General features: G+C 71.8%; 11 protein-coding genes. 3 read left to right on the top strand and 8 right to left on the bottom strand.

The annotated features are described in order from the left end of the window. The first annotated feature begins 51 nt into the window (after window positions 1-51). The gene (locus J3P32_RS08275; RefSeq protein WP_210439329.1) at window positions 52-1,533 is read left to right on the top strand and encodes a CCA tRNA nucleotidyltransferase; all 1,482 of its coding nucleotides are present in this window, start codon (window positions 52-54) and stop codon (window positions 1,531-1,533) included. A gap of 115 nt (window positions 1,534-1,648) precedes the next feature. On the opposite strand, the gene J3P32_RS08270 is transcribed toward J3P32_RS08275, so the two are convergent. The 6 genes from J3P32_RS08270 to J3P32_RS08245 all read right to left on the bottom strand — a co-directional run bounded on the left by J3P32_RS08270 (window position 1,649) and on the right by J3P32_RS08245 (window position 10,733). Next, window positions 1,649-5,413: a PKD domain-containing protein gene (locus tag J3P32_RS08270; RefSeq protein WP_210439328.1), complete on the bottom strand. Its 3,765-nt coding sequence runs from the start codon at window positions 5,411-5,413 to the stop codon at window positions 1,649-1,651. Between the two features lie 96 nt (window positions 5,414-5,509). Further along, the gene (locus J3P32_RS08265) at window positions 5,510-6,448 is read right to left on the bottom strand and encodes a carbohydrate ABC transporter permease (protein ID WP_210439327.1); all 939 of its coding nucleotides are present in this window, start codon (window positions 6,446-6,448) and stop codon (window positions 5,510-5,512) included. A 70-nt stretch (window positions 6,449-6,518) separates the two neighbouring features. Continuing rightward, the gene (locus tag J3P32_RS08260) at window positions 6,519-7,454 is read right to left on the bottom strand and encodes a carbohydrate ABC transporter permease (RefSeq protein WP_210439326.1); all 936 of its coding nucleotides are present in this window, start codon (window positions 7,452-7,454) and stop codon (window positions 6,519-6,521) included. After that, a complete protein-coding gene (locus J3P32_RS08255; protein ID WP_210439325.1) occupies window positions 7,451-8,827 on the bottom strand; it encodes an extracellular solute-binding protein in 1,377 nt (458 codons plus the stop codon). The genes J3P32_RS08260 and J3P32_RS08255 overlap by 4 nt, the downstream gene beginning before the upstream one ends. 157 nt (window positions 8,828-8,984) lie before the next feature. Further along, entirely contained in the window at window positions 8,985-10,067 is a 1,083-nt protein-coding gene (locus J3P32_RS08250) for an inositol-3-phosphate synthase (protein ID WP_210439324.1), read from the bottom strand. A gap of 69 nt (window positions 10,068-10,136) precedes the next feature. Beyond that, on the bottom strand, window positions 10,137-10,733 hold the full coding sequence (locus tag J3P32_RS08245) for a PadR family transcriptional regulator (RefSeq protein WP_210439323.1): 597 nt from the start codon (window positions 10,731-10,733) through the stop codon (window positions 10,137-10,139). A gap of 73 nt (window positions 10,734-10,806) precedes the next feature. Between J3P32_RS08245 and J3P32_RS08240 the strand changes: the two genes are divergently transcribed. Further along, the gene (locus tag J3P32_RS08240; RefSeq protein WP_210439322.1) at window positions 10,807-13,179 is read left to right on the top strand and encodes a transglycosylase domain-containing protein; all 2,373 of its coding nucleotides are present in this window, start codon (window positions 10,807-10,809) and stop codon (window positions 13,177-13,179) included. A gap of 2 nt (window positions 13,180-13,181) precedes the next feature. Further along, a complete protein-coding gene (locus J3P32_RS08235; protein WP_210439321.1) occupies window positions 13,182-14,417 on the top strand; it encodes a hypothetical protein in 1,236 nt (411 codons plus the stop codon). Here J3P32_RS08235 and J3P32_RS08230 read toward each other — a convergent pair. Both J3P32_RS08230 and J3P32_RS08225 read right to left on the bottom strand, forming a co-directional pair. Next, entirely contained in the window at window positions 14,328-15,407 is a 1,080-nt protein-coding gene (locus tag J3P32_RS08230; RefSeq protein ID WP_210439320.1) for an alanine racemase, read from the bottom strand. The genes J3P32_RS08235 and J3P32_RS08230 overlap by 90 nt on opposite strands. A gap of 7 nt (window positions 15,408-15,414) precedes the next feature. Continuing rightward, entirely contained in the window at window positions 15,415-16,551 is a 1,137-nt protein-coding gene (locus J3P32_RS08225) for a lipid II:glycine glycyltransferase FemX (protein WP_307861626.1), read from the bottom strand. Window positions 16,552-16,555 lie beyond the last annotated feature (4 nt).

Raw genomic sequence — 16,555 nt, 5'->3', positions numbered from 1 at the left:
ACCGATGCTAGTTGCTGGGCCGAGCCGCGCCGGCACGTAGACTGGCCTGTCGTGTCCGACGCCTCCCTGCAACCGCTCACGATCGTGGAGATCCAGGCGCGCGTCGCCGACGAGCTCGCGCGCATCGGGTCGGTGATCGACGAGCTGGGCGCGAGGTTCACCGCGGCGGGCGAGGAGCTGGCGCTGGTCGGCGGCCCGGTCCGCGACGCGATGATCGGACGGCTGCAGAACGACCTCGACTTCACCACCTCCGCGCGTCCCGACGTCACCGAGCGACTGCTCGCCGGGTGGGCCGACGCCGTGTGGGACATGGGTCGCGACTTCGGCACGATCGGCTGCCGCAAGGGCCCGTGGCAGGTCGAGATCACGACCTACCGCTCCGAGACTTACGACCCGGCCTCGCGCAAGCCCGACGTCGACTTCGGCGACAGCCTCGAGGGCGACCTGGGGCGGCGCGACTTCAGCGTGAACGCCATGGCCGTCCGCGTGCCCGGGCGCGAGTTCGTCGACCCGTTCGGCGGCATCGTCGACCTCGCCGAGCGGGTCCTGCGCACGCCGGGTGCCCCTGAGGACTCGTTCTCCGACGACCCGCTGCGGATGATGCGCGCCGCCCGGTTCGCCGCGCAGCTCGGGTTCTCCGTCGCCCCGGAGGTCGTCGAGGCGATGACCGCGATGGCGGGGCGCATCGAGATCATCTCGGCCGAGCGGGTGCGCGACGAGCTCGTCAAGCTGGTGTGCGCCCCGCACCCGCGGCTCGGCCTGACGCTCCTCGTCGAGACCGGGCTGGCGGCCCACGTGCTGCCGGAGCTGCCGGCGCTGGCGCTGGAGCGCGACGAGCACCACCGGCACAAGGACGTCTACGAGCACACCCTGACCGTGCTCGAGCAGACCATCGACCTCGAGCACCGCCTCGGCGGCGGTCGCGACGCTGCTCCCGACTTCATCAGCCGCTTCGCCGCCCTCATGCACGACGTCGGCAAGCCCAGGACGCGCCGCTTCGAGGCCGGCGGGGTGGTGACCTTCCACCACCACGACGTCGTCGGTGCCAAGCTCACCCGCAAGCGGATGCAGGCGCTGCGCTTCTCCAACCACGACATCGAGGCGGTCTCGCGGCTGGTGGAGCTGCACCTGCGCTTCCACGGCTACGGTTCGGGCGAGTGGACCGACAGCGCCGTCCGGCGCTACGTCCGCGACGCCGGCGACCAGCTCGAGCGGCTGCACATCCTCACCCGGGCCGACTGCACCACGCGCAACCAGCGCAAGGCCGACCGCCTGCGCCGGACGTACGACGCGCTCGAGGAGCGCATCGCCCGGCTGTCGGAGGAGGAGGAGCTGGCCGCGATCCGGCCCGACCTCGACGGCAACCGCATCATGGAGGTCCTCGGCATCGGACCCGGTCGCGAGGTGGGGCAGGCGTACGCGTTCCTGCTCGAGCTGCGGATGGACGAGGGCCCGCAGACGCCCGAGCAGGCCGAGGCCGCGCTGCGCGCCTGGTGGGCCGGGCGGCAGGACCAGGAACCGCCGACCCGCTGACCCGCCGACCCGCTGACCCGCCGACCCGTGACCGGCGCCGGAACGGCACGACCCGCCCGGACCGGGTCCGGGCGGGTCGCGTGTGGGTGCCGTGTGGGCACCGCGTGGGCGGCGGTCAGCGCGCGGTGCGGAAGCCCTCCACGTACGCCGTCCCGCGGGTGACCACGAGCCGCAGCCGGTGCGGGCGGTCGCCGCGGAGGCCGCTGATCACCGCGTGCCGGTCGAGGCGGGGACGCGCCCGCCGTCCCGCGAAGGACACCGTTCCGATCCGCTCGCCGTCGACGAACAGCACGGCCCGGCCGCCCCGCGCCGCGCGCCCGAGGACGACGTCCACCGCGTCGCCCTCGAAGGTCAGGCGCAGCACGTCGCGTCCCGGGCGTCGACCGCGGTTGTCGCAGTAGGAACCGCCGGGGGCCTCGCCCCGCAGCACCCGCCAGCTCCCGAGGTGGCCCACCGAGCGCCCCTGGCACGGGTGCCGGCGCGTGAGGCCGTCGGGCGCCTGGGAGGTCACGGCGACCGTCGGCTGGCCCGCGCCGCCCGCACCCGGGTCCGGGGTGGACGTGGGGTCCGGGGTGGGCGAGGGACCGGTCGGGCCGCCGCGCTCGGTAATCGTCACCCGCACCGTCGCCGTGCCGGTCAGGCCCTCGGCGTCGGAGACGGTCACGGTGACGTCGTACGTCCCGGGCCTGCCGAAGACGCGCTTCACCACCGGGCCCTCGGCGTCCTTGGTGGTGCCGCCGTTGCCGAGGTCCCACGAGTAGGTGAGGCTGCCGGGTGTCTCGGCGTCGGTGCTGCCGGAGGCGTCGAGGGTGACCTCGGTCCCCGCGGCGGCGGTGGCCGGCGTCGCGGTCGCCCGCGCCTGGGGCGCGGTGTTGGCCGGCGGCAGGGGCTCCTCGTCGTAGCCGTAGTCGAAGGTGCCGCAGCCCTTCCCGAGGGTGAACCGGACGTCGCCGGTCAGGTCGCCGTCGGCCTGCTGCGGACCCTCGCCGGTCTCCGTGCCGTCGCCGTTGCCGGTCATGCGCAGGACGTCGAAGGTGAGGCAGTCGTGGCGGAATTCCCAGTTGCCCGACGGGCTGCTCGGGTCGGCGTAGTTGTCGGTCCACCCCTCGCCGCCGTCGGAGAAGTGGGAGTCGCCGTCGGCCGCGGTCCAGGCCGCGTCGCCGAGGTCGGGCGTGTTGCTGCCCGGCTCCGGCTGGCTGTCGAGCGGCGACTGGGCGGGCGGGTCGTCGGTCCCGGCATTGCCGTAGCCGTGCGCCTCGTCGGTGTAGGCGGTGTAGAACCCGGACTGGAAGGCGATCGGGTCGCGGTCGACCTGGCCGTTGCCGTCGAGGTCGAACCCGGACCGGTCACGCATCTCGAGGTAGTACGCGTGGTCGGACGGGCCCTCCGCGCCGGCGGCGACGTACTGCCACCCCTGTCCGCAGTCCCCGCCCGGGCCGTCGGCCCGGCAGCCGCCGTTGAAGATCCGCGGGTCGTCGGACGAGCCGCTGGTCTCGAAGTCGGTCGCGTAGATCTCCCGCGTGGTGCCGTCGGGCAGGGTCGCGGTCACCGTGACGTCGTCGATGAACCAGCCGGGGCGCGCCAGCCCGGGGTCGGTCGCGTAGCTGAACCGCAGCACCGGGGCGTCGGTGCCGACCAGGTCGGAGATGTCGTAGGAGTCGGCGAGGAAGACCATCTCCGGGGTCTCGCCCAGCTTGCGGTCGGTGGCCTCGGTGCCGGCTGCGTAGGAGCCGGACGTGCCGGTGATCCCGTTGTCGTAGGCCGCCTGGCAGCCGTTCTGGTTGGGGTTGCCGGCGAGCAGGTCGGTGTTGGAGGTGGTGTAGCCCTCGGCGGACGCGTGGGAGACGTAGTCCCGGCCGTCGCCGGAGGTCAGCACGAAGCCGTAGTCGTAGTCCCACTCGATGTCCCACATCGACTTGAAATCGAGCGAGAGCGTGGTGCCGGCGGGCAGGTCGGCCGCCTCGGGGAGGGCGACGTCGATGTTGTGCCCGCCGCCGTCGGTCGAGCAGCCGAAGTCGTTGCCGGAGCGCGACCACCAGGTGTGCGAGGCGGTGGCGGTGTCACCGGTGTCGAACTTCGCCGGGTCGAGGAGGACGCGGCCGGGCAGCTTCGCGACGTACATCTGGGAGTTCTGCACCCGGCCGACGCCGCCTTGGCCCTCGGTGAGGGTGTACGCCGTCCCCGTGGGCGTCTGCCACGTGATGGTGTTCGTGTCCTGCTTGGAGTCGGTGATCCCCGACTCGGTGCGCGAGGAGTCGAGGACCTCGGGGACCACCCAGCCGAGCTCCTGGCGCCCGAAGGCGTCGATGTGGTGCGACTTGTCGGTCGCCATCAGGCTCCAGTCGCCGTAGGTCTCGCGCCCGCCGAGGGAGTAGAAGTCCGGCAGGCCGAGCGAGTGGCCGTACTCGTGGGAGATGACCGACGCGTGGTCGATGGCCGTCTCCGGGTTGAGGTTGTAGGGGCCCACGCGCACGAACACCTTGAGGGCGTCGGGACCCGGCGTGGTCGTCATCTCGTCGTAGCTGTCGTCGGTGTACCAGAGGGGCCGGCCCTCGAGGTCCTTCAGCTGGTCGTCGGTGGTGAAGCCTGGCAGGCCCGTGACGGGGTCGGTGTAGTAGAACTCCAGGCTCGAGGAGTGGGGCCAGATGTTGTCGTAGGGCAGGTCCGGCGTGCCGGTCGTCGGGTTGGGCAGGTCGCAGCCGGCGGGGCCGAGCTGCGAGGACCCGTTGCCGCCGCACCCGGCGAACACGGCCATGAAGAAGTCGACCACGCCGTCCTTGTCGGTGTCGTAGTCGGAGTAGTCGATCTCCGGGTCGGCGATGGCGGCCGCGTCGACGACGATCTTGCCGGTGGGTCCGCAGCCGGAGTCGATCTGCATGAGCGCCGCGGCGCCGGCGAGCGAGCCGACGACGGCGGAGCCGTTGCCGTCGGAGCCGTAGTAGCCGGTGCTGCCCGGGAGCTGGTAGACCCCGTCGCGGATCCGCTGGGTGTAGAGCGGGTTCGTCGGCAGCGGCACGTCGGCGTGCGTCACGCCGAGGCAGGTCTGGCCCGGCACCACCTTGGTGAACGGGAACGCCTTCTGGCCGCCGGTCGCGGTGTTGCCCTCGTAGGCGAAGTCCGCGGACTCGATGCCGGCGGAGGGGACGGTGCCCTCCGGGTAGAGCTGGCCCAGGCTCATCTCCTGGAACAGGTTGAACGTCGAGCCCTCGAAGGAGGGGTCGTTGATGACGGTGTCGAGGGAGCGCTCGTGCTCACCGTAGCCGCGGTCGGTGTAGGCGACCGGGACGACGGGGAACGGCCGGTCGCCGTAGCGCGCGGTGTCGTACTCGGAACCGGGCGGGATCACCTTGGGGCCGTGGCTGGTGAAGGCCCGGCTGGCGCCTGCGACGGTGACGGTGGCGGTGGTGGACAGGTCGCGCCACACGACGGTGGGCAGCTGGGCGAGGTCGTCGGCGCGGCTCTCGAGGACGAGGGTGCGGGTCGCGCCGGCAGCGAGGCTGCCGACCTGCCAGGTGTGGCTGCGGGCGTCCACCGCGGTGGCGCCGGCCTTGAGGATGCGGCTGCCGGTGGGTGCGGTGATGGCGACGCTCGCCCCGACGACGGGGAGTGCGGAGGTGTTGCGGACGATGATGCGCGAGGGGTAGGTCTCGCCGGGCTTGACCCAGCCGACGGCGGAGACGAACGAGTTCTCCACCTCGAGGCCGCCCACGACCCCCTCCGAGACGACGGTGGGGGACGCGGCCGGGGCGCTGGGGGCGCCGGCGGCGGTGGCGGAGCCGGCGGTGGCGACCGTGGTGGCGGTCAGCAGCCCGGCGAGGAGGGTGGTCGTGGCGAGGGCGCGTACGGCCGTGGTGGCCGCGAGCCGACGGGATCGGGACATCGGGTTCCTCAGTGGTAGGACGCGTCGGGGGCGCGTCGATGACCTGAGAACGACGTCGTGGTCGCGAAGTTACTCGCTCGTGGGCGGCCGGTGTGCTCAGCCCTTCGTGCCGGTGCTGGCGACTCCCTGAATGATCTGCTTCTGGCCGATGAAGAACACGACGATCATCGGCAGCGTCGCGATCACGCTGGCCGCCACGACGAGCTCCCAGTGCCACTCGCCGCCGAACCCGAACTGGTCGAGCATCGACTTGAGCCCCCGCGGCACGGTGAAGTCCTCGCGGTCGCGCAGGTAGATCAGGCCCCGCATGAGGTCGGTCCACGCGGCCTGGAACTCGAACAGCGCGACCACGACCAGCGCGGGGCGGGTCAGTGGCAGCGCGATGTGCCAGAACACCTTCCAGTGCCCGGCGCCGTCCATCTCGGCGGCGTCGAAGAGCTCGGGCGGCAGGCCGAGGAAGAACTGCCGCAGCAGGAAGATGTAGAACGCCGTGCCGAACAGGTTGCCCGCCCACAGCGGCGTGAGCGTCCCGACCATGCCGAGCGAGTCCCAGATCAGGTACGTCGGGATCATCGTCGCGGCGCCCGGGATCATCATCGAGGCGAGGACGAGCCCGAAGAGCACGTTGCGCCCGCGGAACCGGTAGCGCGCGAACCCCCACGCCACCAGCGCGCTGGACAGCGTCACGGTGAGCGTCGCCATGACCGTGACGAACGCCGTGTTGAGCAGCCACGCCCCCATCGGGGCGGCGTTCCACACCTCGACGTAGTTGTCGAACGTCAGCGTCTCGGGGATCAGCCGGTTGTCGAAGACGTCGCTGCGCGGCTTGAGCGAGGCGCTGATCAGCCAGACGAACGGGTAGACGAAGGCGATCGTCATGACCACGAGCGCCACGGTGACGAAGACGCGCGCGGCGAGCCCGCGCGGCCGCCGGCTCGGGGGGGCGGTCGGGGCCGGGGGCGTGTGCGCCTCGTCCTCGACGAGGGGCGGAACCGTGGTGGGGCCGACCTCGCCGGCCCGGTCGAGCGTGCTCATTTCGGGGTCCCCTCGTCGTTGTTCGGCGGGGGAGCGAAGCGGAGGAGTCGGAGAACGACGTGGGGTGAGCTCATCGTGGGCCCCCCGTGTAGTGGACGTAGCGCCGGCTCAGCATCACCTGCACGGCGGTCACGACCATCACGATGCCGAAGAGCAGCACCGCCATCGCCGACGCGTAGCCCATGTGCAGGAACTCGAAGGCCTGCTGGAAGAGGTAGATGGCGTAGAACAGCGCCGCGTCGTTGCTGTAGGTGGTGTTGCCGGCACCGAAGAAGGCGGTGTACGCCTCGGTGAACGACTGCAGCGAGGCGATGGTGTCGACCACGACGATGAAGTAGATGGCCGGGCTGATGATGGGCAGGACCACGTGCCGCAGCCGGCCCCACCACCCGGCACCGTCGACGCGCGCGGCGTCGAGCAGCTCGTCGGGGACCTCCTGCAGCGCCGCGAGCAGGATGATGACCGAGGATCCCACGGTCCACAGCGACATGACGACCAGGCCGGGCTTGACCCAGTCCGGGTCGGTGGTCCAGTTCGGGCCGTTGATGCCGAACCAGCCGAGGAACTCGTTGAGCAGGCCGCTCTGGCCGTTGAGCAGCATCAGCAGGAGCACGCCGACGGCGACCGGCGGCGTCATCTTGGGCAGGAAGAACGCGGTGCGGAAGAACCCGGCCGCCCGCCCCGCCCGCTGGAGCAGCAGCGCCAGGGCGAGGGACAGCACCAGCTGGGCGGGCACGGCCATGGCGGTGTAGACGAAGGTGTTGCGCAGGGCCAGCGTGACCTTCTCGTCCGAGACGAGCTCGCGGTAGTTCTCCAGGCCGACGAAGGTCGGGTCGTTGATGACGTCGTAGTCGGTCAGCGAGAGGTACATCGTGTAGAGGACCGGGTAGGCCATGAAGACGGCGAAGCCGATCAGCCACGGACTGATGAACAGCAGCGCGGCGCGTCCCTCGCGCCGCCGCCGCCCTCCGGCAGCCCGTCGGGCCGGAGGGGCGGCGACGCTCACTTCTCGTCCCAGGTCGCCCAGGCCTCGTCGAGCGCCTCCTGCGCCGCGGTCTGGGCGTCGGCCAGCGCGTCGGCCGGCTCCTTGCCGTCGGTCAGGACCTTGTTGACCTCGTCCTGCCAGGCCTGCTCGAACTCGTCGCCCGCCGGGTTGGCCGGCATCGCGAAGGTGTGGTCGTTCGCCTCGTACATCGCGGCGACGGCCTGCGACCACACGGAGTCGCCGTCGGTGGGCGCCATCTCGCGGACGGCCTCGTCGGCCGCCTCGTTGGCGGTGAGGATGCCGGTGAACAGCCCGCCGCTCTCCTCGCGGAGCCGCACGCGCTCCTCGGCGGCCGCGATCCACGAGTCGGTCTCGGTCATCACGCGGGCGAGCCGGCAGGCCGCCTCGGGGTTGGGGCTGCCCTTCGGGATCGCCCAGGCCGAGCCGGAGGCCCAGGCGATCGGCTCGCCCTGCAGGTCGCGGACGGTGTCGAAGGCCATCGGCGCGTCGGGGGAGACGTCGTTGAGCACGCTGACGTACCACTGCTCCATGGGCATCGCCCCCAGCACACCGGTGGCGAACTGGTTGCCGTCGCCGAAGAAGTCGGCCGAGTCGCGCAGCGCCTTGACCTCCCCGAAGCCGCCCTGCGCGTCGTAGATCGAGACCGCCCACTCGAGCGCCTCGACCACCGCCGGGTCGTCGAGCTGCGCGGTGCGGCCGTCCTCGGAGATCAGGTCGGCGCCGTTGGCCTTGGCCCACAGCGGCAGGAACTCGGGGAGCTTGCTGTCGTAGCCGATGGTGGCGAGGTTGCCGCCCTCCATCTTCATCAGGTCCTCGTTGGCCGCGGAGACGGCGTCCCAGTCCGAGCCGTTGACGTCCTCGATGGTGTGCCCCGACTGCTCGAGCAGGTCGGCGTTGGCCTGGGTGAGCTGGACGACGTTGAACTCGGGGATGCCGTAGACCTCGTCGTCGAAGGTCACCTCGTTGAGCGCCGACTCGCGGAAGACGGAGGTGTCGATGCCCTCGCCCTCGATGCAGTCGGTGAGGGGCACGACGGCACCGCGCGAGGCGAACGTCCCGATCTGGGACCGCTCGGCGTAGACGAGGGCCGGGGGCTCGCCCGAGGCCACGGAGGAGAGGAACTGCTGGATGTCGAGGTCGCCCTCGATCAGCTTGACGTCGGCCTCGCTGCCCAGGGCCTCCGTGGCCCGGTCCAGGCGCACCGTGGCGATCTCGTCGCCGGCGCCGAAGCCCATCACCTGCACCTCGCCCGACAGCTCCGCGTCGCTGTCGAACGTCGCGTCGGACGTGTCCTCCGAGTCACCGGTGCCCTGCGCGCACCCCGCCAGCAGCATCGCCGCGGCCGCCACGCTGATCCGTCGTACGCCTCGCATGTGGGTCCTCCTCCCCGACCGGTGTCTCCGGTGGCCTCGTCCGGTTGTACCCGACGAGAAGCGCTTCTATCCATAGGCAGGGGACGACAGCGGCCCCGCAGGTCCGGGACGTGGACCTGTGGGGCCGCTGCTGCGCGCGTCGTGCGACGCGGGGAGATCACTCCCCGGCGATGAACTTCTCGAGCTCGGCGCGACCGAGGTCGTCGGGCATCTGCACCGGCGGCGACTTCATCAGGTAGGTCGACGCGGGGATGATGGGACCGCCGATGCCGCGGTCCTTGGCGATCTTCGCGGCGCGGACGGCGTCGATGATGATCCCGGCCGAGTTGGGGGAGTCCCACACCTCGAGCTTGTACTCCAGGTTGAGCGGGACGTCGCCGAACGCGCGGCCCTCGAGGCGGACGTAGGCCCACTTGCGGTCGTCGAGCCACTCGACGTAGTCGGACGGGCCGATGTGGACGTTGCGGTCGCTGACCTTGTCGGCGAGCTCGCCCTTGAGGTTGGAGGTCACGGCCTGGGTCTTGGAGACCTTCTTGGACTCCAGGCGCTCGCGCTCGAGCATGTTCTTGAAGTCCATGTTGCCGCCGACGTTGAGCTGGTAGGTGCGGTCCAGCGCCACGCCGCGGTCCTCGAAGAGCTTGGCCATCACGCGGTGGGTGATGGTCGCGCCGACCTGGCTCTTGATGTCGTCGCCGACGATCGGGACGCCGGCGTCCTCGAACTTCTTGGCCCACTCGGGGTCGGAGGCGATGAAGACGGGGAGCGCGTTGACGAAGCCCACGCCCGCGTCGATGGCGCACTGGGCGTAGAACTTGTCGGCCTCCTCCGAGCCCACCGGCAGGTAGGACACCAGCACGTCGACCGCGGCGTCCTTGAGCGCCTGCACGACGTCGACCGGCTCCGCGCCGGACTCCTCGATGGTCTGGCTGTAGTACTTGCCGAGGCCGTCGAGGGTCGGCCCACGCAGGACCTCGACGCCGAGGGTCGGGACGTCGGCGATCTTGATCGTGTTGTTCTGCGAGGCGTTGATGGCCTCGGAGAGGTCCTTGCCGACCTTCTTGTCGTCGACGTCGAACGCGGCGACGAACTGCACGTCGCGCACGTGGTAGTCACCGAACACGACGTGCATGAGGCCCGGGACGGTCCCTGCGGGGTCCGCGTCCTTGTAGTACTCCACGCCCTGGACGAGGGAGGTGGCGCAGTTGCCGACTCCCACGATGCCTACTCGTACCGAACCCATGGGGCTCTCCTTCTCTGTCCTGGCTCTGTGCTGGGGTCTGTGTTGGGGGTCTGTGTGCGGGTCTTGCCGTCAGTCGCTCGGGGTGGGGACGCCGGCGGTGCCGGCGGACCGGGTCGGTGGCGCCTCGGAGTCGCCCCGCTCGGCGCGGATCAGGTCGGAGAGCCAGCGGACCTCGCGCTCCACCGACTCCACCCCGTGGCGCTGGAGCTCGCCGGCGTAGCGGTCGACCTCGGCCTGGGTGCGCGCGAGCTCGGCCTGGACGCGCGCCAGTCGCTCCTGCAGCCGCGAGCGCCGACCCTCCAGGACCCTGAGCCGGATCTCCATGTCGGTGGAGGAGAAGAACGCGAACCGGATGTCGAAGTTGTCGTCCTCCCACGCCGTGGGGCCCACCTCGGACATCAGGCGCTGGAACTCCTCGTTGCCGGCGGGGGTGACCTCGTAGACGATGCGGGGCCGACGGCTGGTCGGCGTGGCAGCGGCGCTGACCTCGCGGATCAGGTTGGCGCGCAGCATCTTCTTCAGGGCGGGGTACAGCGAGCCGTAGGACAGCACACGGCCCCAGCCGAGCATGAGGTTGAGCCGCTTGCGCAGCTCGTAGCCGTGCATGGGTCCCTCGTGCAGCAGCCCGAGGACTGCCAGCTCGATGGTGTCACCACGGCGTGCCATGTGACCTATCGTAGCGATATATCCGCCGGTGACGAATCCGGGTTGCCGCGCCGGTCACCGTACGCTTGCCCGCGTGAGTGCGAAGAAGCGGAGGGCTGACGGCAAGGCCCAGACCCGGCGGCCCCAGCCGCGGCGTACGAGGAAGCAGCGAGCAGCCCAGGTCGTCAAGGTCCTCTCGATCCTCGGCGTCGTCGGCGCCCTCGTGCTGGGCGGGATCGTGGTGGTGCTCTACCAGGCGATCAGCATCCCGACGCCCAACTCCGCCTTCGAGGCGCAGACCACCTTCGTGTACTACCGCGACGGCAAGCAGCAGCTCGGCACCTACTACGAGGACCAGAACCGGGAGTCGATCCCCCTGGGCGAGATGCCGCAGACCATGCAGGACGCGGTCGTCGCCGCCGAGAACCGCACGTTCTGGACCGACAAGGGCATCGACCCCAAGGGCATCCTGCGCGCGCTGTTCTCCAACGCCCGCGGCAACGACCGCCAGGGTGCGTCCACGATCACCCAGCAGTACGTCAAGATCCTCTACCTGACCAGCGAGCAGAGCTACAAGCGCAAGATCCGCGAGGCGATCGTCTCCCTCAAGATCCAGCAGCAGCTGAGCAAGGAAGAGGTCCTCGAGGGGTACCTCAACACCATCTACTTCGGCCGCGGCGCCTACGGCATCCAGGCGGCGTCGAAGGCCTACTTCGACCACGACGCGAGCGAGCTCAGCCTCCGGGAGTCCGCGGTGCTCGCCACCGTGCTCAACAACCCCTCGCGCTACGACCCGGCGAACGGCCAGGAGGCCAAGGACGACCTCAGGGTCCGCTACGAGTACGTCCTCGACGGCATGGCCGAGATGGGGACGATCACCACCGAGGAGCGCGACCAGGCGGTCCAGCGCCTCCCGAAGTTCCCCAAGGTGAAGGCCCAGAGCCAGTTCGGCGGCCAGCGCGGCCACATGCTCTCGCTGGTGAAGCAGGAGATCCTCGACCGCGGCATCGCGAGCGAGGACGAGATCGACGGCGGCGGCCTGCGGATCACCACGACGTTCGACCCCCAGGTGATGGCCGACGTCCAGGAGTCGGTCGAGGAGCAGCGACCCGACGCCGGCATGCCCGGGCCGGCCGGCAACAAGGAGCTGCACGTCGGGGCCGCGACCGTCGACACCCGGACCGGCGAGCTGCTCGGCTTCTACGGTGGTCAGGACTACCTCGAGTCCCAGATCAACTGGGCGGTCTCCGGCGGCATGGCCGGCTCGACGATGAAGGCCGCCACCGACGTCGCCGCCATCCGTGACGGCTTCTCGCTCAACGACACCTTCGAGGGCAACAGTCCCATCGACATCGCCGGCACCGAGTTCGAGAACCAGGGCGACGAGGACTACGGGTCGGCGGTCTCGATGATCACCGCGACCGAGAACTCGGTGAACACCGCCTTCGTCGACATGGTCGACTCGATGGAGGACGGCCCGCAGAAGGTCATCCAGGCGGCCGAGGACCTCGGCATCCCGGGCAACGGGGGCGAGCGCTGGGGCATCCCGCGCCGCTCGATCGACTTCCAGGAGAACGTCGGCGTCACGCTCGGCACGGCGCAGGTCAGCCCGATCAACATGGCGAACGCCTACGCCACGCTCGCCAACGGCGGCACCCGCAACGAGGTGCACGTGCTGCAGAAGGTCGTCGACAAGGACGGCGAAGTCCTCTACGAGGCGAAGCAGCGCAGCAAGGAGACCGTCGACCCCGACATCGCGGCCGACGTGACCTACGCGCTGCAGCAGGTCGTCGAGAGCGGCTCGGGCACCGAGGCGCTGGGCCTGGCCCGTCCCGCCGCCGCGAAGACCGGCACGGCGACCAACGACGACGGCGACGTGTCGTCGTCCTGGTTCGTCGGCTTCACCCCGCAGATCTCCACCGCGGTGATGTACGTCCGTGGCAAGGGCCGGGAGGGGCTCGACGTCCCGCGCCCCGACGGCGCGGACCTCTGGCTGCCGACGAGCTCCGACGGCCGGTCGGGCTACTTCGGCGGCAACTACCCGGCCAAGACCTGGACCTCGATCATGCAGCGCGTGATGGAGGGCAAGGACGTCGAGGACTTCCCGGAGCCGGTCTTCGTCGACGGTGACGCGCCCGACGACGGGCACGAGTACGTCCCGCCGCCGACCACGCCGTCGCAGACCCAGCAGCCGACGCGGAACCCCAGCCCGACCGGGGAGCCCACCGTGGTGCCCGAGACGCCGACCGAGACGCCGACGGAGACGCCGACGACCCCGGTGCCGCCGCCACCGACGACCCCGGTGCCGCCGCCGCCGACCACCCCGGTGCCGCCGCCGCCCACCACCCCGGTGCCGCCCCCGCCGCCGCCCACGGCCACCCCGACGCCCACTCCGACGCCCACCCCGACGTCGCGCTCCCCGTGGTCGCCGGCCGCGCGCCGGGCCGTGCCGGACACCCGACCCTGACCGTGCGGCCCGACCGCGAGGCGCCCACGCGCACCGACCCGGTGGCGTCCGCGATGTCGGAGGTGCTCGGCGGACCGGTCGGGGACCACGCCGGCGGCCACCGGTGGTGGAACGCATCCCGGGCGCTCGTGGGCGCGACGTCCGTGGTGCTGGCGGCCGGCATGGCGACGAAGGCGGCATGCGTGCCCTCGGGGTGGAGCAAGCCCGACCAGCCCTACGCCGAGCTGTGCTGGACCGAGCTGGCGGGCGCCTCCGCCGACGCGGGCACCCCGCCGCGCGTGGCGGCCTGGATCGAGCGCCTCGCGGCGCTCCACCCGGGCTCGGGCACGGTGTCGACGACAGCGGGGCTGGCCGTCCTGCTCGCCGCCCTGGCGCTGCTCACCACGGTGCTGCTCGTGCGTGTCGACCGCCGGCGTCCGTGGGCCGCCGCCGGGTGGGCGCTCGGCCCGGTCCTGCTCGTCCACTGGCTGTCGTGGGAGCTCGTCGCGGCCGCGGGTGTCGCGGTGCTGCTCTGGGGCTGGACGTCCGGGCGGGCCTGGCTCGCCGGCGTCGGCGCCGGTGTCGGTGCGGCGTTCGCGCTGCCGGTGGCCGTGGCGCTCCTCGGCGTGGTGGCCGTCGGTGGCCGCACGCGCGACCGCGTCGACGCGATCCTCGCGGCAGCGGCGGCGTACGTCGTCGTCACCCTGCCCGGCCGGGCGACGGGCGAGGACCCCGACCTCGGCTCGATCTGGCTGCTGCTCGAGCAGCTCGGGGTCGGCAGCTCGGGCGCCGCCCGCGCCGTCGCGCAGCTCGTGGTGCTCGCCGTCGCCGCGGTTGCTGCGTGGTGGGGGATCCGGGGCGGGCCCCCGACCCCGCGGGCGAGTGCGCGTGCCGGCCTGGTGCTGCTGGCCGCCGCCCTCGTGGTCGCGCCGTCGGCGCCGCCGGAGACCGCGCTGCTCCTGCTCCCGCTGGCCGCGCTCGCCGTACGTCGCTGGCGCGACCTGCTCGTCTGGCAGGGGCTGCACCTCGTCAGCTGGGTGCTCACCGGGTGGTACGTCGGCCAGGCTCTCGTGCCGACTTTGCAGGACGACGGCAGGGCCTACTGGCTGGCCGTCGTGCTGCGCGTGCTGGGCCTGGTGTGGCTGGTCGTCGCGGTGCTGAAGGACGCCTCAGGCGACGACGACGCGGTCGAAGTCGGTGGCGGTGAAGCGGACGCGGACGTCGATCTCCTCGCCGACGCTCGGGACGCGCGCCCCTGAGGGGACGAACAGCATCGACGCCTGCATGTGGGGCGGCTCGGCGAACAGCCGCTGCTTGCCGTCGATGGAGAACGGCGACCGGACGAAGCCGACCGCGTCGAGGCCGCCACGCGCCAGGGTCGCGGCGCGCGCCTTGAGCGACTGGTCCCCGGTCGGTGCCTCGAGGCCGATGCCGTGCGCGGTGCCGCCGCTGACCACGACGATGTGCCCGGGCTTGGGCACGGTGCGGCCGCGGTAGCCGAACGTGTCGCCGCGCTCCACCTCGTGCACGTCGAGCACGGTGGCCGTGGCCCGCAGCGCACCGCGGTCGCCCAGCCAGAGGTCGGTGCCGATGCGCGGGCGCACCGTGAAGTCGGGGTAGGCCGCCGCCAGCTGGGCGAGCTCGGCGTGGGTGAGGTGCGAGACGAACACCGTGCGCGTGGGCAGTCCCGAGGCGACGACGTCGTTGACGAGCCGGCTGACCTCGCCGAGGTGCGAGGTGGTGTTGAGCGGCAGGTGCATGGCCACGCCCCCGAGGCCGCCACGACCCGGGCCGAGCGCCTCGGCCACGGCGGCGAGGTCGCGACGGGTCATCCCGTGCCGCAGCATGGAGGTCAGCTGCTCGAGCACGAACCTGGCGTCGGGGTGTCGCCCCCGCAGGGCGGCGAGGTCCTCGGGCCGGCTGACGGTGTGCACGACCCGGCGGGCCGTCCGGTCGTCGAGCTCGAGGGCGGCGCCGAACGGGCGCCACGGCGTGAGGACGAGCAAGTCGCCGGCGTAGCGGCTGGCCGCCTCCTCGACCTCGTCGTAGGTGCCGACCGCGAGCAGGTCGACGTCGGTGCCGGTCTCGGCGGCGTGGTCGGCCAGCCACTGCGCCCGGCGCGCGAGGCGTCCGACGGACATCCCGTAGCCGTTGCCCTTGGCGACCGGCACGATGCCGGGGTGGCGCGCGACGGTGGCCAGGAGGTGTGCGCGCCAGCGCTCGCCGTCGACGGTCAGGGTGAGGCTCATCGACCCGTCACCCCCGGCGCGCCAGGTAGAGCTGGAACGCCTTGTAGATGACCCGGTTGACCGGCAGGTCCCACTCGCCCGCGTGCTCGACCGCCTGCCCGCCGGTGCCGACCTTGAACTGGATCAGCCCGACGTGCGGGTCGTCGGCGTCGAGGGTCTCGGTGATCCCCCGGAGGTCGTAGACGTGCGCGCCGGCCGCCAGCGCGTGGCGGATCATCGCCCACTGGACGGCGTTCGAGCCGCGCACCTCGCGCTTCTCCGTCGAGGACGCGCCGTAGGAGTACCAGGCATGGGTCCCCACCCGGATCGCGATCGTCGCGGCGACGAGGTCGCCCTCGTGGCGGGCCAGCCAGAGCTGGATCCGGTCGGGGTCCTCGGCGGCGAGTGCGTCGTACATCGTCTGGAAGTACGCGAGGCGGCGCGGGGTGAAGCCGTCGCGCTCGGCGGTGTGCACGTAGAGGTCGTGGAAGGCCTTGAGGTCCGCCCGCTCGCCGAGAGAGACCTCCACGCCCGCCTTGTCGGCCTTCTTGATGTTGCGGCGCCACAGCTGGTTCATCCCGGCCAGGACGTCGGACTCCGCTCGCGGGCGGCCGTCCTCGTCGACGAGGGGGACCTGGAAGTTGAACTGCGGCTGTCCGGCGGAGAAGCCGCCTTCCGCCGACTGCCGCTGCCAGCCCAGCTCGTGCAGCTGCGCGATCACCCGCGCCCCGTCCTGGCAGCGTTCGAGAGGGGGTACGTCGCCGAGCCGCCGCACCGACTCGTCGGCGATCCCGGCCTTCACCTGTTCCGCGGACCAGCGGCGGGTCACCACGGGCGGACCCATCCGCACGGCGAACGCGCCCTGGCGCGCGAGGTGGGCGACCATCGGGCGCAGCCAGGACTCGAGGTCGTCGCCCGACCAGTCGATGACCGGACCCTCGGGGAGGTAGGCGAGGTAGCGCTTCACCTTCGGCAGCTGGCGGTAGAGGACCAGACCGGCACCGACCAGCTCGCCGCCGCGGAACCAGCCGATGGACTCGGCCTTCCACTCGGCCTTCACCTGCGCCCAGGCGGGCGTCTGGAGGAAGCTGGCGGACGACCGGCCGGCGATGAAGTCTCGGTGCTCGGGCGCGGAGACAGGGCGCAGCGTCAGGGGGGTCGTCACTCCG

Origin of the sequence: Nocardioides xinjiangensis (genome assembly GCF_017916385.1) — a bacterium.
Taxonomy (GTDB): Bacteria; Actinomycetota; Actinomycetes; order Propionibacteriales; family Nocardioidaceae; genus Nocardioides; species Nocardioides xinjiangensis.
Note: the sequence above shows the minus strand (reverse complement) of the source record. Positions and strands in the feature narration are given on the sequence as shown.